21 protein-coding genes are annotated in these 25025 nt (G+C 64.4%); 16 read left to right on the top strand and 5 right to left on the bottom strand.

Going from position 1 to position 25025, the window contains the following annotated elements; genetic code table 11:
- Positions 1-63: 63 nt before the first annotated feature.
- From yidC to rpmH, 4 genes are all read right to left on the bottom strand, one after another.
- Positions 64-1776, bottom strand: coding sequence for a membrane protein insertase YidC (gene yidC, locus J8G26_RS01215; protein WP_210567626.1), 1713 nt, complete (start codon positions 1774-1776; stop codon positions 64-66).
- The gene (gene yidD, locus J8G26_RS01220; protein WP_087748084.1) at positions 1773-2075 is read right to left on the bottom strand and encodes a membrane protein insertion efficiency factor YidD; all 303 of its coding nucleotides are present in this window, start codon (positions 2073-2075) and stop codon (positions 1773-1775) included. Before yidD ends, yidC begins: the two co-directional genes overlap by 4 nt.
- Entirely contained in the window at positions 2072-2563 is a 492-nt protein-coding gene (locus J8G26_RS01225; protein WP_087748085.1) for a ribonuclease P protein component, read from the bottom strand. Before J8G26_RS01225 ends, yidD begins: the two co-directional genes overlap by 4 nt.
- 63 nt (positions 2564-2626) lie before the next feature.
- Positions 2627-2761 (bottom strand): 50S ribosomal protein L34, encoded by a 135-nt coding sequence (gene rpmH / locus J8G26_RS01230; RefSeq protein ID WP_005798102.1) that lies wholly within the window; start codon positions 2759-2761, stop codon positions 2627-2629.
- 355 nt (positions 2762-3116) lie between these two features.
- Between rpmH and dnaA the strand changes: the two genes are divergently transcribed.
- The 11 genes from dnaA to J8G26_RS01285 all read left to right on the top strand — a co-directional run bounded on the left by dnaA (position 3117) and on the right by J8G26_RS01285 (position 18295).
- Entirely contained in the window at positions 3117-4532 is a 1416-nt protein-coding gene (gene dnaA / locus J8G26_RS01235) for a chromosomal replication initiator protein DnaA (RefSeq protein WP_087742879.1), read from the top strand.
- Between the two features lie 125 nt (positions 4533-4657).
- The gene (gene dnaN, locus J8G26_RS01240; protein WP_087742880.1) at positions 4658-5776 is read left to right on the top strand and encodes a DNA polymerase III subunit beta; all 1119 of its coding nucleotides are present in this window, start codon (positions 4658-4660) and stop codon (positions 5774-5776) included.
- Between the two features lie 125 nt (positions 5777-5901).
- A complete protein-coding gene (gyrB, locus tag J8G26_RS01245) occupies positions 5902-8517 on the top strand; it encodes a DNA topoisomerase (ATP-hydrolyzing) subunit B (RefSeq protein ID WP_210567627.1) in 2616 nt (871 codons plus the stop codon).
- Between the two features lie 297 nt (positions 8518-8814).
- Entirely contained in the window at positions 8815-9837 is a 1023-nt protein-coding gene (locus J8G26_RS01250; protein ID WP_210567628.1) for a type IV toxin-antitoxin system AbiEi family antitoxin, read from the top strand.
- Complete coding sequence (locus J8G26_RS01255; protein WP_210567629.1) at positions 9818-10690, top strand: nucleotidyl transferase AbiEii/AbiGii toxin family protein; 873 nt, start codon at positions 9818-9820, stop codon at positions 10688-10690. Before J8G26_RS01250 ends, J8G26_RS01255 begins: the two co-directional genes overlap by 20 nt.
- A 111-nt stretch (positions 10691-10801) precedes the next feature.
- Complete coding sequence (locus tag J8G26_RS01260) at positions 10802-12298, top strand: DUF3375 domain-containing protein (protein WP_210567630.1); 1497 nt, start codon at positions 10802-10804, stop codon at positions 12296-12298.
- Complete coding sequence (locus J8G26_RS01265) at positions 12298-13041, top strand: DUF4194 domain-containing protein (protein WP_246881199.1); 744 nt, start codon at positions 12298-12300, stop codon at positions 13039-13041. Before J8G26_RS01260 ends, J8G26_RS01265 begins: the two co-directional genes overlap by 1 nt.
- The gene (locus tag J8G26_RS01270) at positions 13038-16382 is read left to right on the top strand and encodes an ATP-binding protein (protein ID WP_210567632.1); all 3345 of its coding nucleotides are present in this window, start codon (positions 13038-13040) and stop codon (positions 16380-16382) included. The genes J8G26_RS01265 and J8G26_RS01270 overlap by 4 nt, the downstream gene beginning before the upstream one ends.
- A complete protein-coding gene (locus J8G26_RS01275; protein ID WP_210567633.1) occupies positions 16379-17560 on the top strand; it encodes a Wadjet anti-phage system protein JetD domain-containing protein in 1182 nt (393 codons plus the stop codon). The genes J8G26_RS01270 and J8G26_RS01275 overlap by 4 nt, the downstream gene beginning before the upstream one ends.
- A gap of 16 nt (positions 17561-17576) precedes the next feature.
- Positions 17577-17978, top strand: coding sequence for a YkgJ family cysteine cluster protein (locus J8G26_RS01280; protein WP_210567634.1), 402 nt, complete (start codon positions 17577-17579; stop codon positions 17976-17978).
- Positions 17979-18043: 65 nt separating this feature from the next.
- Positions 18044-18295, top strand: coding sequence for a 4Fe-4S binding protein (locus J8G26_RS01285; RefSeq protein WP_210567635.1), 252 nt, complete (start codon positions 18044-18046; stop codon positions 18293-18295).
- Between the two features lie 74 nt (positions 18296-18369).
- On the opposite strand, the gene J8G26_RS01290 is transcribed toward J8G26_RS01285, so the two are convergent.
- On the bottom strand, positions 18370-19239 hold the full coding sequence (locus J8G26_RS01290; RefSeq protein ID WP_210567636.1) for a BRO family protein: 870 nt from the start codon (positions 19237-19239) through the stop codon (positions 18370-18372).
- A 324-nt stretch (positions 19240-19563) separates the two neighbouring features.
- On the opposite strand from J8G26_RS01290, the gene dinG reads away from it, so the two are divergent.
- The 5 genes from dinG (at position 19564) to J8G26_RS01315 (ending at position 24895) form a co-directional block, all read left to right on the top strand.
- Positions 19564-21738, top strand: a complete 2175-nt coding sequence (gene dinG, locus J8G26_RS01295) for an ATP-dependent DNA helicase DinG (protein WP_210567637.1) — start codon at positions 19564-19566, stop codon at positions 21736-21738.
- 53 nt (positions 21739-21791) lie between these two features.
- On the top strand, positions 21792-22148 hold the full coding sequence (locus tag J8G26_RS01300; protein WP_087742891.1) for a zinc ribbon domain-containing protein YjdM: 357 nt from the start codon (positions 21792-21794) through the stop codon (positions 22146-22148).
- 93 nt (positions 22149-22241) lie between these two features.
- Positions 22242-22859 (top strand): 3'-5' exonuclease, encoded by a 618-nt coding sequence (locus J8G26_RS01305; RefSeq protein ID WP_087742892.1) that lies wholly within the window; start codon positions 22242-22244, stop codon positions 22857-22859.
- Positions 22860-23226: 367 nt separating this feature from the next.
- Positions 23227-23730 carry a C40 family peptidase gene (locus J8G26_RS01310; protein WP_087742893.1) on the top strand — a complete coding sequence of 168 codons (504 nt, stop codon included), beginning with the start codon at positions 23227-23229 and terminating at the stop codon, positions 23728-23730.
- Positions 23731-23788: 58 nt separating this feature from the next.
- Positions 23789-24895, top strand: a complete 1107-nt coding sequence (locus tag J8G26_RS01315) for a 3-deoxy-7-phosphoheptulonate synthase (RefSeq protein ID WP_210567638.1) — start codon at positions 23789-23791, stop codon at positions 24893-24895.
- The last annotated feature ends 130 nt before the right edge of the window (positions 24896-25025 follow it).

The raw sequence follows: 25025 nt of genomic DNA on the forward strand, positions 1-25025 counted from the left end.
ACAACGGCCGCATGCGCGGCCGTTGGGTTTCAGTCGCACCGCAGTGGTGCGCCAGTGTGGGGGTCAGCGGAACTTCGGCAGATTGAACTGCGGCGGCACGCCCATGCGGGTGTTGATAAGCCACTGCTGCGCAATCGACAGGATGTTGTTGGTCAGCCAGTACAGCACCAGGCCGGCCGGGAAGAAGAAGAACATCACGCTGAAGATCAGCGGCATGAACCACATCATCTTGGCCTGCATCGGATCGGGCGGTGCGGGGTTCAGCGCCGTCTGCAGCAGCGAGCTGGCCGTCATCAGCAGGGGCAGGATGAAGTACGGGTCGGGCGTGGACAGGTCGGTAATCCAGCCAATCCAGGGCGCGTTGCGCATCTCGACGCTGGACAGCAGCACCCAGTACAGCGCAATGAACACGGGGATCTGGATCATGATGGGAAAGCAGCCACCCATGGGGTTGACCTTTTCCTCGCGGTAGATGCGCATCATCTCCTGCTGCATCTGCTGCGGCTTGTCTTTCAGGCGCTCGCGCATCTCCATGATCTTGGGGTTGATGGCCTTCATCTTGGCCATGCTGGCGTAGGCCTTGGCGTTGAGCCAATAGAACAGGATCTTGAGCAGCAGCACCAGGCCCACGATGGACCAGCCCCAGTTGCCCAGGATCTTGTGCAGTTGGTCGAGCAACCAGTACAGCGGCTTGGCCAGGATGGTGAGCCAGCCGTAGTCCTTGACGAGTTCGAGGCCGGGGGCCAGCTTTTCCAGGCTGGTCTCGATCTGTGGGCCGGCGAACAGTTGGGCCTGCACCGTCTTGCTGGCGCCGGGGGCGATTTCACCCACCGGCGTGATCATGCCAACCGAATACAGGTTGGTGTCGACCTTGCGCATGAACAAGTCGCGCTGGATGCCGTCGCCCAGCAGCCAGGCGCTGGCAAAGTAATGCTGCACCATGGCCGCATAGCCGTTGGTGGCGGTCTTTTCGATCTCGGCCTTGCCTTCTTCGATCTTCTTGAACTCGACCTTCTGGTATTTCTTGGCGTCGGTGTAGACCGCGGGGCCGGTGAAGGTGGAATAAAAGGAAGACTCTCCGGGAGGCGGGTTGCCGTCGCGCACCAGTTGCAGATACAGCTGGGGCGACACCGGCGTGCTGCCGGTGTTGACCACTTCATGGGCCACGGCCATGTCGTAGGCGCCGCGCTTGAGCGTCCAGGTCTTGACCAGCTTCAGGCCACCCAGGTCGGGCGATTCAAAGCGCACGCTCAGTTCGTTCTCGCCGTCCTGCAGCGCGCGAGGGCCCGGCACGGCCTTCATCACCGTCTTGTGGGTCGGGTAATTGCCGCCGATCAGGCCCGTCTGGGCCATGTACACCCGCTGGGCGCTCTCGTCAAACAGGACGAAATTGCGGGACTTGTCGGCCATGTCCACATGCTTGAGGAGCTCTGCATGGGTGAGCGAGCCGCCTTCGCTGTCAAAGGTCAGGCGGTACACATCGGTGGTCACCTCGACCCGCTCGCGCACGGCGGGCGCTGCGGGGGCAGGCTGGCCCGGCACCGCGGCCGCCCCTTGCACAGGCGCGGCAGGCGCCACCGTGGGCGACGGCACGCTGGCAGCCCCCGCCAAGGCGGATGCGGCACCCGCAGGGCCCTGTGCAGGCGCCGTCACGGCGGGGGTGGGTGATGGGAAAAATGTGGCTTTGTTCCCGTTGTGCAGCTGCCACTTGTCCCACAGCAGAACCATGGAAAAGCCAAAAATCACCCACAGGATGGTGCGGCGAATGTCGTTCATGAAGACTTCTTTGGTGAGGATGGTTGGGTGTTGGAAGGAGAAAGCCGCGAGAAAAGCCGCATGCTGCGCGGCAAGTCTTGCGGGCCCGGAGGAACCGGATCGAGACCCCCGTCACACCAGGGGTGGCAGCGTACCAGCCTGCGCACTGTAAGGTAACTGCCCGCCGCAGCGCCATGCTGCTCCAGCGCCTGCAGCGAATAAGCCGAACAGGTGGGTTCGAACCGGCAGGCCGAGCCCAGCCAGGGGCTGAGGAACAGCCGATAGCCTTTGACCACGCCGATCAGCAGCGCACGCATCATGGGGCGGCCACCTGCATTGGCGCTGTCGCTGGTGCCTGCGCTGCGGCAGAGCGCCGCGCCGCATGGCCAAACAACTGCAGCAACTCGGCCCGCACCGCCTGCTTGAGCGGGCCGGACGTGGCGCTGACGAACTGCTTGCGATCAAACGTGGAACGCAAGCGCACCACATGGGCAGCCTGCGGCAACCGGGCCTCGAACAAGGCCGCCACGGCATAAATCTGTCGCTTGATGGTGTTGCGGGTGACGGCGCGACGCGCCCAGCGCTTGGGCACCATGGCGCCCAGCCACACATCAGACACGCCAAACAGGGCCTGCGACCCTTGCGCAGACGGCAAGGAATCGGGCCCTGTAGGAGCAATGCGGGTCGCTGCCGCGGCGGTATTCTCGGCGTCCAGCACCAGACGGTGCAGCGCGAAATGCGCAGTGCGGGAGACAGTGCCCCCCGCCATGGCCGCCTGAAACTGCGGACGGGTTTTCAGCCGTTGCATGCAAGCGCCCCGTTTGGAACCTGACGGCGCAAACCGGGGAGCAGGCCGGAGACCGTAACGGCCTCAGACGGCCAGGCGCTTGCGGCCCTTGGCGCGGCGTGCGTTGATCACGGCGCGGCCGCCGCGGGTCTTCATGCGGACGAGGAAACCGTGGGTGCGCGCGCGGCGCGTCTTGGATGGCTGGTAAGTACGTTTCATGATGCTATTCCTTGAGGTTCAGTTCCGGACTGCTGCTCTTGAACCCCGCCCCCGTGGTCGCAGCGCCCTTGCGGGAAACGCGCACAAACCAAAGACTTGGCGGAGCACCAATATCGGCGCGCCGGGTCAAATCACCCTGAACACATTCAGGGAAACCCGAAATTATCGCAGGCTTGACGCCGGCTGGCAATGCCCATCTGGTTGTGGGCCTTTGCGGGCGGGGCGGGCACACCCGCCTTGGCGACCCGCCACCCCCTTCCCGCAGGTGCTTTTCAAATTGTGGATAACTCCTTGACAAGCTACAATCCGCGGCCTGCAACCGTTCCTCCTATCCACAATAACAATGCCCCCTGAAATGACCGAGGAATCCCATCGCAGCCCCATGGGTCAGCCCGGCGCCGATGCCGGCCAGGGCCTCTGGCAGGCCTGCGTAGAGCAGCTCGCCCAAGACCTGCCCGAGCAGCAATTCAACACCTGGATCAAGCCCCTGGTAGCGCAGGTGGCGGAAGACTTTTCCAAGGTCACGCTGCTGGTGGGCAACCGCTTCAAGCTCGACTGGATTCGCGCCCAGTATGCGGGCCGCATCGCCGCCCTGCTGGAAGCCATCTATGGCCAGCCCGTCACGCTGGAGTTAGCGCTTGCTCAGCGGGAAGCCGTTGCCCGCACTTACATCCGGCCTGCAGCCTCCCCAGCCGCTGCCCCTTCTGACGCGTCCACCCACAGCAGCGATGAAGCCCCGGCGGGCGCCTTTCGCACCCGGCTCAATCCGGCCCTGACCTTCGAAACCCTGGTGGAAGGCACGGCCAACCGCATGGCGCGCTCGGCCGCCATGCATGTGGCGGGCATGCCGGGGCATCTGTACAACCCGTTGTTCATCTACGGCGGTGTCGGCCTGGGCAAGACCCACCTGGTGCACGCCGTGGGCAACCGCCTGCTGCAGGACAAGCCCGACGCCAAAGTTCTCTACATCCACGCCGAGCAGTTCGTGTCGGATGTGGTTAAGGCCTACCAGCGCCGCACCTTTGACGAGTTCAAGGAGCGCTACCACTCGCTCGATCTGCTGCTGATCGACGATGTGCAGTTTTTTGCCAACAAGGACCGCACGCAGGAAGAGTTCTTCAACGCGTTCGAAGCCCTGCTGGCCAAAAAGAGCCACATCGTGATGACCAGCGACACCTATCCCAAGGGACTGCCCAACATCCACGAGCGGCTGGTTTCGCGCTTTGATTCGGGCCTGACGGTGGCCATCGAGCCGCCCGAGCTCGAAATGCGCGTGGCCATCCTGATCAACAAGGCCCGCGCCGAAAGCACCGAAATGCCCGAGGAAGTGGCCTTCTTCGTGGCCAAGAACGTGCGCTCCAACGTGCGCGAGCTCGAAGGCGCGCTGCGCAAGATCCTGGCCTATTCGCGCTTCAACCAGAAAGAAATCTCCATCCAGCTGGCCCGCGAGGCGCTGCGCGATCTGCTGTCCATCCAGAACCGGCAGATTTCTGTGGAAAACATCCAGAAAACGGTGGCCGACTATTACAAGATCAAGGTCGCCGACATGTACAGCAAGAAGCGCCCGGCCAGCATTGCCCGGCCGCGCCAGATTGCCATGTACCTGGCCAAGGAGCTGACGCAAAAGAGTCTTCCGGAAATCGGCGAATTGTTTGGCGGCCGCGACCACACCACGGTGCTGCATGCGGTGCGCAAGATTTCTGGCGAGCGCCAGCAACTCACCGAACTGAACCAGCAGCTGCATGTGCTGGAGCAAACGCTCAAGGGTTGATGCAGGTGGTGCAACCCCAGCGGGGGCGCCCCGGTTAACAGGCAAAATGGCGGTTTATGCGGCAGGGAGGAGGCACGATCTGTGCTGCTGTCCACACACCGTCCCCAAAACCACAAGAGGTTGACATGATCGTTTTGAAGGCAACACAAGACAAGGTTCTCGCGGTATTGCAATCGGTCTCCGGCATCGTGGAGCGCCGGCATACCCTGCCCATCCTGGCCAATGTGCTGATCCGCAAGACGGGCAACGCCCTGCAACTGACGACCAGCGACCTCGAAATCCAGATCCGCACCACGGCCGAGCTGGGTGGCGACACCGGCGACTTCACCACCACCGTGGGCGCGCGCAAGCTCATCGACATCCTGCGCACCATGCCCGGCGACCAGACCGTGAGCCTGGAATCGGCCCAGTCCAAGCTCATCTTGAAGGGCGGCAAGAGCCGCTTCACGCTGCAGACGCTGCCCGCCGAAGACTTTCCGCTGGTGCAGGAATCGGCGGCGTTTGGCCCCGTGTTCAGCGTGCCGCAAAAGACGCTGAAGGACCTGCTCAGCCAGGTCTCGTTTGCCATGGCGGTGCAAGACATTCGCTATTACCTCAACGGCATCTTGTTCGTCGCCGAAGGCAAGCAACTGAGCTTGGTGGCCACCGACGGCCACCGCCTGGCCTTTGCCAGCGCCACGCTGGATGTGGAAGTGCCCAAACAAGAAGTGATTTTGCCGCGCAAGACGGTGATCGAGCTGCAGCGCCTGCTGTCGGATGCGGGCGGCGACAACCAGCCCCACATCGAAATGCAGTTTGCCAACAACCAGGCCAAGTTCACCTTTGGTGGCATGGAGTTCGTCACCAAGCTGGTCGAAGGCAAGTTCCCCGACTACAACCGCGTAATTCCGCGCAACCACACCAACAGCGTGACCCTGGGCCGCGCGCCGCTGCTGGCCAGCCTGCAGCGCACCGCCATCATGACCAGCGACAAGTTCAAGGGCGTGCGCCTGAACCTGGAGCCCGGCACCCTGCGCGTGGCCAGCAACAACGCCGAGCAGGAAGAGGCCGTGGACGAGCTCGACATCGACTACGGCGGCGACTCCATCGAAATCGGCTTCAACGTCACCTACCTCATCGACGCCCTGGCCAACATGGACCAGGACATGGTAAAGGTGGAACTGTCGGACGGCAACAGCTCGGCGCTGATGACCATCCCCGACAACGCCCACTTCAAGTACGTCGTCATGCCCATGCGCATCTGACGCACCATTACCACAAAACACTATTGTTTTGATAGCTGTTAGCGCTTATTGGATAAGCGCTAGAGCCCGTTTTTATCATTGAACACATTGGAAACCGCCGGTTTCCACGGATCCCAAGGCCCACCATGACCGCTGACAACACGCAACCCGAGCCCACCGAAAACGGCTCCACCGGCAATGGTGAGCCCGTTGTGCAAAAGATCGACACCAACCAGGCCGGCGCCAGCGAAAGCTACGGCGAAGGCGCCATCACCATCCTGGAAGGGCTGGAGGCCGTGCGCAAGCGCCCCGGCATGTACATCGGCGACACGAGCGACGGCACGGGGCTGCACCACCTGGTGTTCGAGGTGGTGGACAACTCCATCGACGAAGCGCTGGCCGGCCACTGCGACGACATCGTGGTCACCATCCACTCCGACAACTCGATTTCCGTCACCGACAACGGCCGCGGCATTCCCACCGGCGTGAAGATGGACGACAAGCACGAGCCCAAGCGCTCGGCGGCTGAAATCGCGCTGACCGAGCTGCACGCCGGCGGCAAGTTCAACCAGAACAGCTACAAGGTCTCGGGCGGCCTGCACGGCGTGGGCGTGAGCTGCGTGAACGCGCTCTCCAAAAAACTGCGCCTCACAGTACGCCGCGAAGGCAAGGTGCATGTGCTGGACTTCAGCCAGGGCTTTGTGCAAAACCGCATCATCAACCAGGTGGACGGCGTCGACGTCTCGCCCATGAAGGTCATCGGCGACACCGAAAAGCGCGGCACCGAAGTGCACTTTTTGCCCGACACCGAAATCTTCAAGGAAAACAGCGATTTCCATTATGAAATCCTGGCCAAGCGCCTGCGCGAGCTGAGTTTTCTGAACAACGGCGTGCGCATTCGCCTGAAAGACGAACGCAGCGGCAAGGAAGACGACTTTTCGGGCGCCGGCGGCGTGCGCGGCTTTGTCGAGTTCATCAACAAGGGCAAGACCGTTCTGCACCCCACCTCGTTCTACGCGGCGGGCGAGCGCCCGGCCGAAACCTATGGCGGCATCCCCGGCACGCACATCGGCGTGGAAGTGGCCATGCAGTGGAACAGCGGCTACACCGAGCAGGTGCTGTGCTTCACCAACAACATCCCGCAGCGCGACGGCGGCACCCACCTGACCGGCCTGCGCGCCGCGATGACACGCGTCATCAACAAATACATCGAAGAAAACGAGTTCGCCAAGAAGGCCAAGGTTGAAGTGACCGGCGACGACATGCGCGAAGGGCTCTGTTGCGTGCTGAGCGTGAAGGTGCCCGAGCCCAAGTTCAGCAGCCAGACCAAGGACAAGCTCGTCAGCAGCGAAGTGCGCGCGCCCGTGGAAGACATCGTGGGCAAGCTGCTCACCGACTATCTGCAGGAGCGCCCGGCCGACGCCAAGATCATCTGCGGCAAGATCGTGGAAGCCGCCCGCGCCCGCGAGGCCGCCCGCAAGGCGCGCGAAATGACGCGCCGCAAGGGCGTGCTCGACGGCATGGGCCTGCCCGGCAAGCTGGCCGACTGCCAGGAAAAAGACCCGGCGCTGTGCGAGATCTACATCGTCGAGGGCGACTCCGCCGGCGGCTCTGCCAAGCAGGGCCGCGACCGCAAGTTCCAGGCCATCCTGCCGCTGCGCGGCAAGATCCTGAACGTGGAAAAAGCGCGCTACGAAAAGCTGCTGACCAGCAATGAAATCCTGACGCTGATCACGGCCCTGGGCACCGGCATCGGCAAGGCCGGCGGCAGCACCGGCAACGACGATTTCGACGTCGCCAAGCTGCGCTACCACCGCATCATCATCATGACCGACGCCGACGTGGACGGCGCCCACATCCGCACCCTGCTGCTGACCTTCTTCTACCGCCAGATGCCCGAGCTGGTCGAGCGCGGCCACATCTACATCGCCCAGCCACCGCTGTACAAAGTGAAGGCCGGCAAGGAAGAGTTGTATCTGAAGGACGCACCCGCGCTCGACGGCTTTTTGCTGCGCATTGCCCTGAACCATGCCAGCGTGTTCACCGGCAGCGCCGGCGAGCAGACCCTGAGCGGCGACACCCTGGGCGAACTGGCGCGCAAGCACCAGATCGCCGAAAGCGTCATCGCCCGCCTGGGCAACTTCATGGACGCAGAAGCCCTGCGCGCGATTGCCGACGGCGTCTCGCTCCAGCTCGACACCGTGGCCGAAGCCGAAACCAGCGCCGTGCAGCTCCAGGCCAAGCTGCGCGAACTCAACACCACTGGCGCCCCCGCCGAAGTGGCTGGCGAATTCGACGCGCGCACCGACAAGCCCCTGCTGCGCATCAGCCGCCGCCACCACGGCAACATCAAGAGCAGCGTCATCACGCAAGACTTCGTGCAGGGCGCCGACTACGCCGCCCTGGCCGAAGCCGCCGAAACCTTCCGCGGCCTGCTGGGCGAAGGCGCCAAAGTGATGCGCGGTGAAGGCGACAAGCGCAAGGAAGAAAAAGTGGGCGACTTCCGCCAGGCCATGAAGTGGCTCATCAGCGAAGCCGAACGCTCCACCAGCCGCCAGCGCTACAAAGGCCTGGGCGAAATGAACCCCGAGCAGCTGTGGGAAACCACCATGGACCCCACCGTGCGCCGCCTGCTGCGCGTGCAGATCGACGACGCGATCGAGGCAGATCGCGTGTTCACGATGCTGATGGGCGATGAGGTGGAGCCGCGGCGGGATTTCATTGAAACGAATGCGCTGCGGGCGGGGAATATTGACGTCTGATCTTGTTGTCAAACGATAGAGAACATGCAAACTTTGCCAAGTTAGTGCAAAAGTACTGCCAGAGAAAAGAAAAAGGCGCTCAAATTGAGCGCCTTTTTCTTTGGATAAGTATGTGTGGGCCGGGTATCTTCGGGAACCTCAACAGATCAACCGCTGGTGTATCTCAGACAGGCGACGCACCAGCTTACTTGAACGAATGGGTGGCTGGAAGGTTTTGTAAACCTTTCGTAGGTGAGTTTCTGCGGAGCCTTTGTTCATTTATTATTCACGTTCATTCGAAATGAACACGATGTACAAATGAACAACAGCGGTATTCTCACTAAGGCGATTGAGGCCACCAGCCCCCCTTTGAACTGGGAGGTTCTTGAAGAAGAGGCTCCTTCATCACCGGGCGATGCGGATGCCATCCTTGCACTGCGCCTTAAGGAAGGCCCAGCTCAACGGTTCGCGGTGGAAGTAAAAACCGTTGTGCGTATTGAAACCCTGAGAGCACAGGTAACCCGTAGTTCAGCAATCTCTCGTCACCCGAGTTGGCTTGTTGTTGTTCCCTACATGTCGAAGAAAAATTCCGCACTTTGCCGGGAGGCCGGGTTGAACTTCATAGACACCGCAGGAAACGCCTTCATCGACGTTCCCGGTTGCTACGTCTTCATCACTGGCAAGCAACGGCTTGAACAAGAGCCCGTTGGATCTGGCCATGAGGTCATGGGGTCTGCAAGCGCCTTACGGGTCATCTTCACTTTGCTGACTGAACCCGGCATGCCGGAAAGCCCGCTACGCGACATCGCCACAAAGGCGGGGGTCTCACTTGGCTCCGCAGCAAAGGCTATGGAAGGCCTTCGACGCCTGGGCCACTTGAGCCCCGGTGACACCCAAAGCCGCAGACTTCTCGCCGTTGACACCCTGCGAACGGAGTGGGCCCGCAATTACCCCATCGCACTGCGCAACAAGCTCAAGCCTCAGCGGTACGCACCGCAGAATGGACGGTGGTGGAAGGACGCCAAGCTGCAGCCGGAAGAGGCGGCTTGGGGGGGCGAGGTGGGCGCCGCCCTCAAGACCTCCTATCTCCAGCCCGAGCTGGCCACCATCTATTGCTGGAAGGACCGAGGAGGGCTGTTGATGCAGCATCGCCTGCGGCCCGATCCCAACGGCACCGTTGAAATCCTCGACGCCTTCTGGACGCCTCCCAGTTCTAGCGCTGAGCCCATCGCACCGTTGCTGCTGATCTACGCAGACCTCATGACCAGCCTGGATGGCCGCAATCGCGATGTGGCAAGCCTGCTGAGAAAGGAGATCTTCGATGCTGAAACGGCTTCCTGACCGCGACATAGACCCTGCCCTGCGCGCGATCCTGGAAGAGGCGCGCAGCGCCACCGAAGCTCTGGAAATCCCGTTCTTTGTGGGCGGCGCCATGGCTCGGGACATTACCTTGACCCACGTCTTCGGGCAGGAGGTGAAGCGAGCAACACGCGACGTGGACCTCGGGCTCTACCTTGACAACTGGGACCGCTTTCAACACCTGAAGAATGCGCTGGTTGACACGTGCTTGTTCCACGCGGTGGATGGCAAGCCCCACCGGCTGCACTATGGATCTCCAAAAGGTATCCCTCTGGATCTGATCCCGTTTGGCCGTATAGAGCACCCTGCGGGCGAGATTGCGTGGCCTCCAGGCAATGACGTAGTGCTCAACGTGGCCGGGTTCGAGGACGCGTTTCGCAGTGCGCTGGTGGTAGACCTTGGCGCGGGGCTAGTCATCAAGACATGCGCCCTTCCATCCTTGGCTGTGCTCAAACTCATCGCATGGCATGACCGTCGGAAATATTCCAACAAGGACGCCACCGATCTGCTGTTCATCGCACAGAACTACGCCGCCGCCGACAACATGGATCGGCTCTACGAAAGGGAGTCGAAACTGATGGAAGCCGCCGACTACAACCCTGAATTGGCAGGTGCCTACTTGCTTGGCAAGGATGCGGCTTTGCAGTCGGGAAACGACACAGCGGCTATCGCCAAAGCCATCCTTGAAAACAAGGTGCTGCAACAGGAGCTGATCGACCAAATCGTCCGCGCGAAAGCGGTATCGCACAGCCGCGAAGACGAGCAGAGGTATACCCAGTATCTGAAAGGTTTCAGCACGAGCTTCCTCAAGCAACTGGGTGAGCTCGGTCAGTAACGGGTACACGCGAATCGGCATCGCTCGTGTGATTTGCCATCGTGTATGTCCTCCCGCTCTAAAAGTGATGAATACTTGGCGGAAGCCATTGGAATACCTCCGGCGTCGCCCATGCCCACCCTCAACCAGCAGCGCACCCACAAATACATCGCAACCCGCCAGCAGCACCCGGCCTGGCTGCTGCTGGCGTCGCGGCGGGCGCCGCTGGTGCTGAGTTGCCTGGATGCGCTGTTTGAACACCAGCGCGATGGCGTGCCGTTTGATGCCGCCGTGCAGGCGCTGGCGGACATGCTGGCCGCTCATGCCAACGAAGTGGACTTCGAAATCGACAGCACCGACACCCTGAGCCAGGCCCGGCGCGAGGTGCGCGAGTGGATACGGCGCGGGCTGGTGGTAGAGCGTGAGGGGCGTGTTTTTGAGACCGATGCGCTCAAGACCGCGCTGCGTTTCATCGCGCAACTCGATGGTCGGATGATGACTTCCACCGCGTCACGCTTGGCCGTGGTGCAGCGCGAAATCGACAACCTGGCGGCCGCGCTCAACCCCGACCCGCAAAGCCGCACCGAGCATCTGCAGCGCCGCATGGCTGACCTGCAGCAGCAGCTTGATGATGTGCAGGCGGGCCACATCGCCACGTTGACGGCGGAGCAGGCCGTGGAAGGCATTCGCGAGGTGTATGCGCTGTCGGTCAGCCTGCGGGCCGACTTTCGGCGGGTGGAGGATTCGTGGCGCGATGCCGACCGTGCGCTGCGCGAGGCCATCATCAGCGCCCGCCACCACCGGGGCGCGGTGATGGACCAGCTGCTGGACGGCCACGCCAACTTGCTGAACACGCAAGAGGGCCGCGTGTTCGACAGCTTCCACCAACAGCTGTCCAACCAAACCGAGCTGACCGAGATGCGCCAACGCATCCGCCAGATCCTGGCGCACCCGGCAACCGACCATGCGCTCGATGGCCTGCAGCGCAGCACGCTGCACCTGCTGGTGCAACAGCTCATCAAAGAAGCCAAGGTGGTGCAGGCCGTGCGCGCGCGCAGCGAGCGCGAGGTCAGCCAGTTCATGAAAACCGGCCAGGCGGCCGAGAACCAGCGCGTGGGCCAGTTGCTCAACGACGTGCTGGAACAGGCCCTGCGCATCGACTGGCAACGCCAGGCCGTGCGCCGCCAAAGCGCGCCGCTGCCGCCACTGGGCGTGGCCCTGGGCAGCGTGCCACTGGTGGAGCGGCTGCGCGCCAAGTCGCTGGACGGCGGCGAGCAGGCCGCGCTGCTGCTGACCACCGAATACGCCGACCTGGGCCAGATGGACGTCGAGTTCTGGCAGGCGTTTGAAGGGCTGGACCGCGACGCGCTGGTGCAGCGCACCTTGCAAACGCTGGCAGACCGGGGCCAAGCAATGACCTTGGCGGAACTGGCCGCGGCACTGCCCCCGGGCGAGCACGACCTGGAGACCTTTGCGCTGTGGCTGGCCATGGCGCGCGAGGCGGGTATCGATCTGCAGCCGGGCGAGGAGCACATCGACACAGAAGATGGTGGCCAGCGCTGGCGCTTTACGGTGCCACGCGTGGCGCTGGATGGCGCGCAACTGGCGCACAGGGAGTGGGAGCTGTGATGGAGCAAGAGCCGGATATTTTTGACCGCATGGCCGCCCAGGCGGTGGACAAGCAGGCACCACAGTCACTATCAAAAGAAGAGCTGCCCGCGCTTTCTGAAAGCCCGCTGGCAGCACAAAACCCCGCAAAAACTCCGCAAAACGTGCGCCAGGCGCTGCAGTTTTTGCTGGCCCATGGCTGGCTCGAATCCGTCGCCAAGCCCAAACTGTTCAGCGTGATCGCGGCGCAAACGACGCTGCTCGATGCGCTGCTGGAGCCCCTGGACTTGCGCGTGGTGGTGGACGACGTGCGCGGCCTGGCCTTTTTGGCCGTGGTGCCCGACTACGCGGGCGACGACGCCGACGAAAGCGAGCAGGACGACTGGACGCACCCGCTGATGAAGCGCCAGCGGCTGACGCTGGAGCAGTCGCTGCTGCTGGCGATTTTGCGGCGCGAGTTTTTGCAGCGCGAGCAAGAAAGCGGCACTGGCGCGGTAGTGCGCGTTACCGTGGACAGCCTGCTGCCACAGCTCGAAACCTACCTTGGCAGCACGGGCAGCGACATGCAAGAGCGCAAGCGCCTGGGCCAGTTGCTGGAGAACCTGCGCACGCACGGCATGGTGACGGAGGTGGATGCGCAAGACTGCATCACCATCCGCCCCATGATCGTGCACCTGCTCAACCCCGAGAACCTGCAAACGCTGCTGCTGCGCCTGCGCGAAGTGGCCGAAGGCGGCGCAGGCCAGGTGGAGGGCACGCCATGAGCGCCGACGCCTCCTTCATCCTGCAAGAGCTGCACCTGTACAACTGGGGCGCATTTGCGGGCCGCCACCAGGTGGCCATCGACCCGGGCAACAGCGCCATCATCGGCCCCACGGGCAGCGGCAAGACCACGCTGGTGGATGCGCTGATGACGCTGCTGTGCGCCAGCCCGCGCTACAACCTGGCCTCCACCGGCGGGCACGAAAGCGACCGCGACCTGGTGAGCTATGTGCGCGGCGCCAGCGGCCAGGGCAATGACAGCGGCGACCACATTGCGCGGCCCGGCCGCTGCGCCACCGGCGTGGCAGCACGGCTGGTGCGCGAGGGCGCGGCGGGGCAGGAATCCGTCTGGCTGGGCGCGCTGCTGTGGTTTGACGGCAGCAGCCAGTCGGCGGGCGACATGCAAAAGCGCTGGTTCTTTGCGCAGGGGCAGGGCCACAGCCTGGACCTGTGGCTGGAAGAACAACACAGCGGCGGCGCGCGCGCACTGACGCGGCTGGCCAAGGACAGCGACGGCTTGCAGATGTACAGCAGCAAGGCGCCGTACCTGGCCAAGCTGCACAGTTTTTTTGAGGTCGGCCCCAACGCCTTCACGCTGCTCAACCGTGCGGCAGGCCTCAAGCAGCTCAACAGCATTGACGAGATTTTTCGCGAGCTGGTGCTAGACGACCATTCGGCCTTTGACGACGCGCAGAAAGTGGTGGATGGGTTTGCCGAGCTGGCCTCCATCCACGCCGACCTGGAGCTGGCCAACGCGCAGTGGGTGTCGCTGCTGCCCCTGCGCGATTTGGCCGCACGCGAGCAGCAGCAGGCCCAGCACCTGGCGCACTTGCAGGCGCTGCAGCAGCAACTGCCCCACTGGTTTGCAGCGCAGGGCGTGCAATGGTGGGGCCAGCGCGTGGCGCAGTTGCAGGCACAGATCGCTGCCCGCAGTGGCGAGTTGCTGGAAGCGCAAGAGCGCGTCCACACGGCGCGCAAGCATGAGCAGGATCTGCACGGCCTGTACCTGCAAGCGGGCGGTGCCAATATCAATGTGCTGCGCGAGAACATCGACCACGCACGCAAGGAACTGGCACGCATCCAGGGCCATCTGGTGCAATACCAGGCGCTGGCACGCAACCTGGGGCTGGGCGAGAACGCAGGGGCCGATCACCTGAGCCACCACCAGGCCCAAGCACAGGCCGCGATGGAACAGATCGACGCACGCCAGGCCGAACTGCAGGCCAGCGCCGAACACGCCATCGCCCAAGCCCACAACGCCCACACCCGCTTGACCGAGACCCAGGCCGAATACGACGCCGTGCGCCAACGCCCCGGCTCCAACCTGCCGGTGGAGTTTCAGCGCTTTCGCACCGATCTGGCCGACCATCTGGGCTTGCCAGAGAGCGACTTGCCCTTTGCCGCCGAGCTGCTCGAGGTGCGCAAAGCCGAGCAGGCGTGGCGCGGCGCCATCGAGCGTGCGCTGGGCAGCCACCGCCTGCGCATCCTGGTGCCCCAGGCGGCGATGCACGCCGCGCTGCAATGGGTGAACCAGCGGCACAACAAGCTGCATGTCCGCCTGCTGGAAGTGCGCGATGCCACGCCTGCGGCGTTCCTTGCCGACGGCTTTGCACGCAAGCTCAACCTCAAGCCCGCCACACCCACAGCGCACCTGAACACGCTGCGCCAATTGCTGTCTGGCCTGGACCGCCACTGCGTGCCCGACGTGCAAACCCTGGAGCGCACACCCCACGCCATGACGGCGCAAGGGCTGATGTCCAGCCACTCCGGCCACTTTGACAAGCAGGACCAAAAGCGGCTGGACCAGGACTGGATGACAGGCTTTGACAACCGCGACCGGCTCGCGCATTTGCTACAACAAAAGGAGCTGCTCGCGATTGACTATCAAGCGCTGGAGGCCGAAAAGATCCAAATCCTTGCCACCCAGCGCCGCGCGCAGGAGCAGCGCCAACTGTGGGCGGCACTGCAAGCGCTGCAGCACGACGACCTGGACACCACTGCCGCCGATGCGCAGTTGCAGCACAAAGAGCAGCAACTGCAGGCGCTGCTCCACCCCGACTCAGACACCGCCCAAGCCCAGCAGCGCTGGGAGGCCGCACAGGCCCAGACCCGCACCGCCGATGAACAGCTGCGCCACCTGCAAACAGCGCAGACGCAAGACGAGACCTTGCAGGCTGCTGCACAGACGAAGCACAGCGCTTACCAGGCGCGCAGCGCTGGCGCGCCAGTGATCGCCGCCGACTTTGCTGCACAGCTGACCAGTACCGGCCACCGCCTGCCCCCGCTCGATGGCGACAACCTCGAAGCCCAGGAGCGCGACGCAGGCACTGCCGTGCAAGCCAAAACCACCGAGGCCAGCAAGAAGCTCAACACCCTGCACACCGACATCGTGCGCCAGATGGGCAAAGCCAAGGCCGAAGACCGGGGCGCGCTGGCCGACCACGGGCAAGAGGTGGATGCGCTGCCCCACTACCTGCAGCGCCTGCAGGTGCTGGAGGAAGAAGCCCTGCCGCACAAGCGCCAGCGGTTTCAGGAATACCTCAACAACACCTCGCAGCAGGGCGTGGACACCCTGCTCAATGGCATTGCCGCGCAGGTGGCAGACATTGAAGAGCGCATTGCCCAGCTCAACGCCACATTGCGGCGCGTGGATTTTCAGCCCGGCCGCTACCTGCAACTGGAGCCCCGCGCCGTCGTGCACCAGAGCCTGCAAGAGCTCAACCGCGCCCAGGCCCAGCTGCGCACCGAAAGCCTGCGCGACGATGGCGGCCAAAGCCACTACCGCGCGCTGCGCGCCATCGTGGAGATGCTGCAAACCCACGCCACCAACCGCCGCAGCAAGGCCGCGCAGGCGCTGCTGGACGCCCGCTACCGCTTGCAGTTTGCCGTGCTGGTGCTGGAGCGGGGCAGCGGCCAGATGCTGGAGCGGCGCACCGGCTCGCAAGGCGGCAGTGGGGGCGAGAAAGAAATCATCGCCAGCTACGTGCTCACCGCATCACTGAGCTACGCGCTGTGCCCCGACGGCGCCAGCCGCCCGGTGTTCGGCACCATCGTGCTGGACGAAGCGTTCTCCAAAAGCTCGCAGGCCGTGGCCGCGCGCATCATCCAGGCGCTGCGTGAGTTTGGCTTGCACGCGCTGTTCGTCACGCCCAACAAGGAAGTGCGCCTGCTGCGCAACCACACGCGCAGCGCCGTGGTGGTGCACCGGCGGGGTGCGCAGGCCACGTTGGCATCGTTGCGCTGGGAGGAGATTGATGCATTCAGAAAAGCACCCCCTGAGTCGCCTGCGGCGCCCGTTTCAACGGTGACGGGCGATGCGCTGGACGATGCATCACCGGCATGAAATCACCCCAAACCCTGGCGGCCAAACTGGCCCAGCAATGGCACAGCGCCGATTGGCGCGAGCGCCAGCTTCTGGGCGGTGGCGCCGCGTGGCCGCTGACCCTCTCCATCGGCCAACCCGACTCCGCTGTCTTCATCGGTGACGCCGCCGCGCTGCGCAGCCATCTGCAACAGTGGCGCGCGGTGGAGCAGCACGGCCTGGGCAGCGTGCAATGGCAAGAGCGGCGCTACCGTGGCAGCAGCGACGCCATCGCCGTGCCCACGCACTGGCAGCTGGCCAAGCCCTCGCAGTGCGTGGCGGCCATCGGCCACTTCAAGGTGCCGGGGCATGCACAGGTCCACAAGGACTATGCCCGGCTCAGCACGCTCATCGCGGCGGTGGAGCGCAGCGGCTTTCAGCGCCTGCTGGTGCGCCGCCTGGTGCAGTGGCGCGACACACCGACCGAAGCCGTCATCACCGCCGCACGCATGGCGCTGCAACTGGAGCCCGGCTGCGCCCAGGGCAAGCCCCTGCGTGCATTGGCCGTGCAGGGCAACGACAGCAAATTCTTCGAGCGCCACGCCAGCCTGCTCACCGCCTTGCTGGACGAGCGCTTTGACGGCGAGGCCAGCCGCCAAGGGCTGCTCGGCTTTTTGGGCGCGCTGCCGGAGGATGACCACTGGCTGCTCATCACCCCACTGGCCCCCGGCCTGCTGCCTTTTGCACGCCAGCGCGTGCGCGCCAGCGAGCTGCTGACCACACCGCTGCCCGCCCGCCGCATCCTGCTGGTAGAAAACGAACGCAGCCTGCACCAACTGCCCCAGCCCCTGGCGGGCACCATCGCCGTGCTGGGCGCGGGGCTCAACCTGGGGTGGCTTGCAACGCCATGGCTGCAAGAGCGCCAAGTGGCCTACTGGGGCGACCTGGACACCTGGGGCCTGCACATGCTCGCCATCGCGCGTGGCCATGTGCCGCACCTGCGGGCACTGCTGATGGACCGCGCCACCTTCAACGCCCACCAGCCACTGGCCGTGGCCGAGCCGGTGCACGCGCCCGCAACCGCCTGCGGCCCGTTGGGGCCCGATGAAGCTGGGCTGGACGGACACCTGCGCGCGCAGGAAAAAGGGCGGCTGGAGCAGGAGTTCTTGCCCACAGACACCGTGCACCGCGCCGTGCGCGCCTGGGCGGATGGAGATTAGGCACAATCCCACCCCCATGCGCTCTCCCATCTCCATCGTCAACGTCGACCGCCTCGACACCTGGTCCCGCTACCGCGCTGGCCTGTGCGACACCTGCGCCGCCAACTGCTGCACCATGCCGCTGGAGGTGCAGTTGCCCGACCTGGTGCGGCTTGGCTTGGTGGATGCGTTCGAGGCCGAGCATGAGGAGCCCCGGCACATTGCCAAGCGCCTGCAAAAGGCGCGGCTGATTGACCACTTCAACCACAAGAACGTGGTCTTCACGATGGCCCGGCGGGCCAGTGGGGATTGCAACTTTTTGCACCCCACCACGCGGCTGTGCACGGTGTATGACCAGCGGCCCGAAACCTGCCGCCTGCACCCGCAAAAGAAAAGCCCCAAGCCGGGGTTTTGTGCCTATGGCCGCCGCACGGCCTGACGGCATGGGTGGCTGCGGCGGCTGATTCTTCCAATGGCGCTGTCTGACCACGCAACGCCCGCACCATGCCCGCCAAAGCCCTGCCCAGCATCGACCCCGCCCGCTGCACCGGCTGCGGCTGGTGCGTGGCGGTGTGCCCGCCGCATGTGCTGTCGCTGCAGGTTGAAGGAGTTTCGGCATGGGGGCCCAAGCGGGCGCAGTTGCACGATGCCGCGGGCTGCACGGGGTGCGCGCTGTGCGCGCTGCGGTGCCCGTTTGATGCCATTCGCATGCTGCGCTCGGCGGGCGGGGCATTGCCGCGAAAAGATGGGGCGTGAACTGCTGTGGAGCGGATAGCGGCCTGAAGCCTATCTGCTCCATCTGCTCCAGGTGATTTCGTTGTGCCCGTGCTTTACGACTTCCTGGGTGCCTTGATGGCTTTGGCGGGCTTGTCTTTCTTGTCGGCCTTGGACGCCACCGGCGGCAGGTAGTTGGCCCCTGTCACCACCGGTTTACCGGTCTGGCTCTCCAGCTGGTTGCGGGCCTGGCGTGCGATGCGGCCACCGGTTTGGGCGGCCGTCTTGTTTTCGGCCATGCCGGTGGCTTGCACGCTTTCGGCAATCTGGCGGGTCGATAGTTCGGCCAGGGCGGTGAAGATCAGCTCGGCCTCGCTCATGTGGTCACGCAGGTTGTGGCTGCTGAGGCCCTTCATGTCTTTGTGCTGTGCCACGCTCACGCCCGCCCACTCCTGGTGAATGATGTTGGTGAGGATGGCGAATTCACTGCCCGCCTTGATGTCGTGCTCACTCCAGTAATCGGTCAGCTTGTTGCGGGTTTCCTGCCCGGTCATGCGCTGCTGGATCCATTGGTCGCTGCGGCCATGCTGCTGCCAGGTCTGGCGGGCTCGGTCGAGCGACAACGCCGGGTCGGCCATCTCCTGCATGCGCTCGTAACCCACCTTGGCCAGCCAGAGCTTGATGGGTTCGGCCTTGGGGACGGATTGCACGAGCCGCAGCAGGGTTTCGGCGGTGGCTACGTCGGTCAGGCGCTGTTTGCCATCAGCGGCGGGCATTTTCAACTGGTGACAGGCTGTCACCAGTTGACTGCCTTCGTTGACAAGCCGCCGCTTGAGCTGGTTCCAGTATTTCCGAGCGGTCAAATCATCCGGCTGCTGCGTCAGCACCTGCACCACGTCAATCACAGAGAACCACCAGGTTTCCGTGCTTTCGTCGTACACGCGGCGGATGGATTGGCCGTCCAACTGGGTGGGCAGGATTTTCATACCGAACGCCTTTCAAGAACCTGTTTCATCGGCCTCTGAAAGAGGCCAGAGACTAAGGGGCAAAACGCTGGGACCATGGAAGTTGGCATGCCTTCCCAGGCCCAAAAATACTGTATATATTATCAGTCTATGCTCTTTCATCTAGCGCTGCCGCAGTCGTGTCAGGCCCTTGGTGCACACACGGTATCGACCTGGCGCCAAAGCGCCTTCACCCATCCTGATTGCTATTGAATATATAGCTAACAGCGCTTATCCATAAAGCGCCACACGCCATTTTTATCAGTGATTCTTTCCGCCCACACCCTGTGCCACACTCTCCCCCCTATGTCTTCTACAGAGTGGGCCCAGGCGGCCCTGCAGTCGTTTGATGCGGTGGTGCAGGCCACGGCAGGGTTTCGCAGCCGCGCTGGCCAGCGGTTGATGGCCGAGCAGGTGGCGCGCACGTTCAGTACGGCCACGCTGGGCAAGGTGGATGAGGAGGGTGGCGAGGCCGCGCCCACGCGCGCCATTGCCGTCATCCAGGCGGGCACGGGCGTGGGCAAGTCGCTGGCGTATTGCGCGCCCGCCATTGCGCTGGCGCTGGCACGCGGCACGCGGGTGCTGATCTCGACTGCCACGGTGGCGCTGCAGGAGCAATTGGTGAACAAGGACCTGCCCGCGCTGGCCGCGCGCATGCCCCAGCCGTTCAAGTTTGCGCTGGCCAAGGGGCGTGGGCGCTATGTGTGCAAGCTCAAGCTCGACCGGCTGGCGGGCACGGGCGAGGCGCATGGCGAGGACGATGACGACCTGTTCCCCGAAGAGGCCGCCAGCGCCCGCCACAAACGCTCGCACCAAGAGACCGAGGCGCGCATGCAGTTTTATTCGACCATGGCGCAAACCCTGGCCAAGGGCGCGTGGGATGGCGACCGCGACAGCCTCGATAACCCGCCCGAGCCCGAGGTGTGGAGCCCCGTGGCGGCCGAGGGCGCGTCGTGCACGGGCAAGCACTGCCCGGCCTTCAGCCAGTGCACTTATTACGAAAAACGCAAGGAGCTGGTGGGCGCGCAGGTGATCGTGGCCAACCACGATCTGCTGCTGTCGTCGCTGGGCGCGCGCGTGCTGCCCGAGCTGGACAACTGCCTGCTGGTGCTGGACGAAGCCCACCACCTGCCCGCCACGGCGCTCGACCAGTTTGCGTGCAGCATGGATTTGTCGCGCATCACCTGGATCGAGCGCCTCTCCAGCCGGGGCCTGCGCATTGGCGCACTGCTGGAGGTGGAAGAGATTGCCGACATCCCCAAACACGCGGCCCAGCTGCGGCAGACATTGCAGGACCTGGCGCGCATCGTGATGGATGTGTATGGCCCCGCGCTCAAGAGCCAGAAGGACACCTGGGGCCCGGCGCGCGTGCGGGCGCCGCGTGGCGAGCTGCCCGAGCAACTGATCGCCCCGCTGGGCCTGCTGGCCGCCAGTGCCGATGGCTTTCTGGAAGCGCTGCGCGCCATCAGCAAAGCGCTGCGCGCCGAGATGCGCGACAAGCCCGACGAGGCCAGGCGCCTGTCCACGCTGTATGCGCAGATCGGCATGCTGGCGCCGCGCCTGGAAGCGCTGCACGCCACCGCGCAACTGCTGCTGCAGGACGCGCCCGAGGGCGCAGATCACACCTTTGTGCCAGCCGCCAAATGGTTCACGCTGGAGACGGACGGCGACTTCATCGTGGTCAAGGCGCACGCCAGCCCCATCCTGCCCGGCACCATGCTGCGCAACCACCTGTGGAGCGCGGTGCGCGGCGCGGTGCTGACCTCGGCCACGCTCACCAGCTGCGGGCACTTTGACTTCTTTTTGCGCGAGGCGGGCCTGCATGGCGACGATGCCGCCACCACGCTCGAAGTGCCCAGCCCCTTCAACTACGCCGCGCAGGGCACGCTGATCGCCGCCGAAACGCGTGCCGACCCCAAGAACGCCGCGCAGTTCACCGCCGAAATGGTCGATGCGCTGCTGCACGACATTGCCCGCGTGGAATACGGCGCGCTGGTGCTGTTCACCTCGCGCGAGCAGATGCGCCAGGCCGTCGATGCGCTGCCCACCGCCATGCGCAGCGTGGTGCTGGTGCAGAACGCACTGCCGCGCACGCAGCTGCTGCGCCGCCACCGCGAGCGGGTGGACAACGGTGAGCCCTCGGTCATCTTCGGCATGCAGTCGTTTGGCGAGGGGCTGGATTTGCCGGGGCGCCTGTGCGAATCGGTCTTCATCACCAAGCTGCCCTTTGCCCCGCCCGACGACCCCGTGGGCGAGACCCGCGCCGAATGGCTGCGCGCCGTGGGCCGCGACCCCTTCAGCGAACTGGTGGTGCCCGCCACCGCCATCCGCCTGGCGCAATGGGTGGGCCGCGCGATCCGCACCGAAGAAGACATGGCGCATGTCTATTGCTACGACAAGCGCCTGACGCGCACCAGCTACGGGCAGCGCCTGCTCAAAGGGCTGCCGCCGTTTGCGCTGGAGCAACGCGCGCCGCTGTAGCCGCTGTACAGTCGCCAGCCCTTGTCACCACCACTGCAACCAGAAAGAACCCCATGCCCCACACCGTGCCCGCCTGCCCCCAATGTGGCCTGGAGAACACCTACCCCGACGGCAGCAGCTACGTGTGCCCCGACTGCGCGTTTGAATGGCCGCAAGTGGCTGATACAGCAGACACCGACGCCGATGCAGGCGACGGCATCGTGCGCGACGCGAATGGCAACCCGCTGGCCGATGGCGATGCGGTGATCCTGGTGAAAGACCTCAAGGTCAAGGGCTCGTCGTCCACGCTCAAGAAGGGCACCAAGATCAAAAGCATTCGCCTGGTCGATGGCGCCGATGGCCACAACGTGGACTGCAAGACCGACCTGGGCAGCATGCTGCTGAAGTCGGAGTTTTTGAAGAAGGCTTGATGCTTTGTTATTGATAGCTGGTAGCGCTTGATACATAAGCGCTGCAGCCAAAAAATGTGTGGAAATATGACATGCCCACCATTCAAGCAATCCATGTCCCACCCCATCGCCGTCATCGACTTTGAAACCACCGGCATCTCGCCCGGCCAGGGCGCGCGCGCCACCGAGGTGGCCATCGTGCTGCTGGAAAAAGGGCAGGTGGTGGACCGGTTCCAGAGCCTGATGAAAACCGGCGCGTGGATTCCATCCTTCATCACCCAGCTCACCGGCATCACCAATGCCATGGTGAACGCCGCGCCCGACGCGGCCACCGTGATGGCGCAAGCCGCGCGTTTTGTGGGCAACGCGCCCATGGTGGCGCACAACGCGTCGTTTGACAGCAAGTTCTGGCAGGCCGAGCTGGCCCTGGCCGGGCAGCCCGCGCCGCAGCCGTTTGCGTGCACCGTGCTGCTGTCGCGGCGCCTATACCCGCAAGCGCCCAGCCACAAACTTGGTGTGCTGGTTGATTACCACGGCCTGCCGCGTACCGGTCAGGCCCACCGGGCGCTGGCCGACGCCGAAATGGCAGCCGCCCTGCTGGCGCGCATGCAGCACGACCTGCGCACGCAATGGCGCGTGGCCCAGCCAGACCATGCCCTGCTGATGGCGCTGCAGCGCTGCGCCAAGCCTGCGGTGGGCAAGCTGCTGGCGCAGCACGCTGCCAACGCGTGAAGCGCGCACGCAATTTTTACTCCTTTTTTTATAGCTTTAAGCGCTTATCCATCAAGCGCCACAGGCCTTTTTTGCTTGAAAACGTAACCAGTCATCGCGCTTGCCCATAATCGCGCCACTTCCTCCACCGAAAGGCCGTCTATGTTGCGCTGTGGGCCCATGCCTGGCTGATCGGTGTGGCGCCACTGGGCCGCTGCCCCCACCCGCCGCCGCGCGGCGGTGGGGCTGAACCTGCATATTGCGGCGCTTCATAAAAGATAGCTTCCCGCGCTGATGGGTTGTGCGCCAGCAACTGTTTTTGATGCAAATCCCTACGGCACCATCGGGCTATGGGCCGTGGCCCCGCCCTTGCATTACCCTTCGGCCCATGCGCGCATTTCCCCCTCTGGCCTGCGTGGCCTGCGCTGTCGTCCTGCTGGGGCTGGGCGGCTGCAGCACGCCGCCGCCGTCTTCCCCGTCACCGCCCGCCCCGTGGCGCAGCGCGGCATCGCAACTGTCGGACGAGCAGGCGCACGACATCGCCATTCACGCACTGGGGCTGGTGGGCACGCCCTATCGCTATGGCGGCAACACGCCGGATTCGGGCTTTGACTGCAGCGGGCTGATCGGCTATGTCTATCGCCACCGCGTGGGCACGGCGCCACCGCGCACGGTGGCGCAGCTCAGCGGCTGGGGGCAGCAGGTGGCCAATGGCGAACTGCGCAGCGGCGACATGGTGGTGTTTGGCACAGGGCGCGCACCCACCCATGCGGGCATCTACGTGGGCGAAGGGCGCTTTGTGCATGCGCCATCCTCGGGTGGAACGGTGCGGCTTGATCATCTGCAATCGCGCTACTGGTCCCGCCAGAACGCATCGTTTCGCCGACTCTGAAGGGCCGGGCGGCCCTGTCACGGTGCGGTGGGCGTGCCGCGCGACAATCGGTGCCACCATGACCCACGCCCAACACTCTGCCCACCCCGTTTCCACCCACGACGCCACGCGCATTGATGACACACGCATCAAGGCCGTGCGCCCGCTCATCACCCCTGCGCTGCTGCAGGAATGGCTGCCCGCGCCCGACGCCGCGCAGGCGCTGGTGGAAGCCAGCCGCACCGCCATCTCGCGCGTGCTGCACGGGCAGGACGACCGGCTGATCGTGGTGGTGGGGCCGTGCTCCATCCACGACCATGGCCAGGCGCTGGAATACGCGCACGCACTCAAGGCCCAGGCCGATGCGCTGGGCCAGGATCTGCTCATCGTGATGCGCGTCTATTTTGAAAAACCCCGCACCACCGTGGGCTGGAAGGGCTACATCAACGATCCACGCATGGACGGCAGTTTTGCCATCAACGAAGGGCTGGAGCTGGCCCGCCAGTTGCTGCTGGATGTGCTGGCCGTGGGCCTGCCGGTGGGCACCGAGTTCCTCGACCTGCTCAGCCCGCAGTTCATCAGCGACCTGGTGAGCTGGGGCGCCATTGGCGCACGCACCACCGAGAGCCAGAGCCACCGGCAGCTCGCATCGGGCCTGTCGTGCCCCGTGGGCTTCAAGAACGGCACCGATGGTGGCGTGAAGGTGGCCAGCGACGCCATCCAGGCCGCGCAGGCGCCGCACGCCTTCATGGGCATGACCAAGATGGGCCAGGCCGCCATTTTTGAAACGCGTGGCAACCACGACTGCCATGTGATCCTGCGCGGCGGCAAGCAGCCCAACTACCAAAAGGCCGATGTGGATGCAACCTGCGCCGTGCTCCAGGCCGCCGGGCTGCGCGAGCAGGTGATGATCGACGTGAGCCACGCCAACAGCAGCAAGCAGCACCAGCGCCAGATCACGGTGGCCGCCGAGGTGGCCCAGCAGATTGCCGCAGGCGATGCGCGCATCACCGGCCTGATGATCGAGAGCCACCTGCAGGAAGGCCGCCAGGACATCGTGCCCGGCCAGCCGCTGCGGCACGGGGTGTCGGTCACCGACGCCTGCATCAGCCTGGCGCAGACGGTGCCGGTGCTCGAAAACCTGGCAGCCGCGGTGCGCGCACGGCGCCAGAAGCGGGCCGCATAACAGGCGCCCGGGCGGGATGCCTGAAAGCATCTGCGCGGTATGGCATTAACATCCCGTGGCAGAAACGCCCCGCCTGCCGCTGCCACCTCCCCTGGGCTTTTCAATATCGTTCCACCTGTTCCCTGTTCTT

This window comes from Acidovorax sp. JG5, assembly GCF_017939685.1.
Lineage (GTDB): Bacteria > Pseudomonadota > Gammaproteobacteria > Burkholderiales > Burkholderiaceae_C > Acidovorax.